This window comes from Paracoccus sp. J55 (assembly GCF_000513975.1).
GTDB lineage: Bacteria > Pseudomonadota > Alphaproteobacteria > Rhodobacterales > Rhodobacteraceae > Paracoccus.
On sequence record NZ_AZVA01000065.1, the window covers coordinates 1 to 1768 of the forward strand.

The 1768-nt window shown below is 63.6% G+C and carries 1 protein-coding gene and 1 pseudogene; both read right to left on the minus strand.

What is annotated here, in order from left to right; translation table 11 throughout:
• Window positions 1-1007, minus strand: a 1007-nt coding sequence (locus tag PARJ55_RS0120565; protein ID WP_028714666.1) for an aminomethyltransferase family protein, incomplete at its 3' end; no start/stop codon positions are given.
• Between the two features lie 666 nt (window positions 1008-1673).
• Window positions 1674-1768, minus strand: a pseudogene (gene purU / locus PARJ55_RS24705) (formyltetrahydrofolate deformylase); the annotation flags it as partial.

The following is a 1768-nucleotide window of genomic DNA, read 5'->3' on the forward strand; positions in this document are numbered from 1 at the left end:
ATCCGCGCAATGCCGATATTGTGCCCGTTCAAAGGGCTGTAAAACCCGATGGTCACCACGCCCACCTCCTTGCCGTCCCGGATGATCGGAGCGCCCTCGACCGCCGCCTCGGTGCCCTCCAGCTTGACGCCGTAGATCTTGAAGCGTTCCTTGCCCTGCAGCCGGTAATGCTCCTCGGCGCCGCGGAAGCCGGTCTTGCCGGGCGAGACGGTGAAATCCAGCCCCAGCTCCCAAAGCGTGTCGCCGCAGGGCTCGTCCTCGAACGGGTATTTCTCGGAATTGTCATAGGGGAAGAACAGCAGGTAGCTTTCGGCGCGCAGCAGGTCCAGCGTGGTGAAGCGGGTCGGGATGATGCCCATCGCCGCGCCCTCGGCCACGATCGTGTCCCAGATCTCGGGCGCGTCCTGGCGGCGGCAGAAGATCTCGTAGCCGCGCTCGCCCGTATAGCCGGTGCGCGAGATCGTCACCGGCTTGCCGAACAGCGTGGTGTGGATATGGCTGAAATAGACCACGTCCCGGATGCCGGGCACGTGCTTTTCCAGATAGTCCACCGCCAGCGGCCCCTGCAGCGAGATGTCGTGCAGGTCGTCGTCGAACAGCACGCTGACATTGCGCCCCAGCGCCGCCATGGTCAGCTGCTCGTGCCCCTGGCCGGCGCCATGCACCACCATGAAGCTGTGCGGGCCCATCCGGTAGATCACGCAATCGTCGACGAACTTGCCGCCGTCGTTCAGCATGCAGGCATAGGTCGAACGGCCGGGCTTGATCTTCTCGACCGACCGGGTGGTGGCGCGGTCGATGACATGGCTGGCATGGGGGCCGATCACATGCACCTTCTTCAGCCCCGAGACGTCCATCACCCCGGCCTTGGTGCGGATCGCCATGTATTCCTCGAGCTGGTCCTTGTCGTAGCTCCAGGCCGTGCCCATCCCGCTCCAGTCCTCGAGCGCCGAGCCAAGGGCCCGGTGACGATCCGCCAGAGCCGAAAAACGCCAGGTCGCTGTCATGAAAATTCCTCCTCGTTGGCATCCGTTCCACGATCCGCCCCGGGCGGACCATGGCATCTGTGGCAGCGAGGGGCTGCAAGCGGCCCGACCATGCGGCCGGCGGCAGGCATCCTGCGGCAGACGCAGCGCCTGACCGGCGGCACGTCTGGCGATGCCCGGATGAACGGGGGAAAGCCTGCCCATCCGCGGGGGCCAAGCTCCGGACGGAGCGTCGACCCATGAACCACCTGTTGTTGATCGGACCGGTTTTGCATCCGCTCGCTTGTTGATTCCATTCAACCCGGATATCGCTTAAAAAGCAATTATTTTTCTTAGCAGGAATGTTTTGGGTATTTTTCTGCACAAATGCCGGCAGAAGCGGCCATCTTTCGGGCAGATAATGACCGGTGCCTACGCGCCGGCAAAGAGCAAGGACCACCGATAGAACTGCAAGCCCCGATCTGCGCGGGCGGGAAAAACCAAGAGGGCCAGGAGGGGCGAATCAATCCGATGAGTCCCGCCTGCGGTAGCACGATCCCCGAGTCGACCCTTCGGCGACGGGCAGCCTTCAATCCGAAAATGAAACGCATGCCGGCGCAGCGACCTTAGCAGTCGCTGCGCCGGCACGGCTGGCAGAGGCCCCATGCCCGTCAGGGACAGGGACAATAAGCGGCCGTGACGAAGCGGTCAGCCCATTCTCTCGCTGGAATAGCTTCCCGGAGACGCCGGGAAGACGACGGTCTTGTTGCCGTTGAGGAACACCCGGCGGTGGATATGGGCGT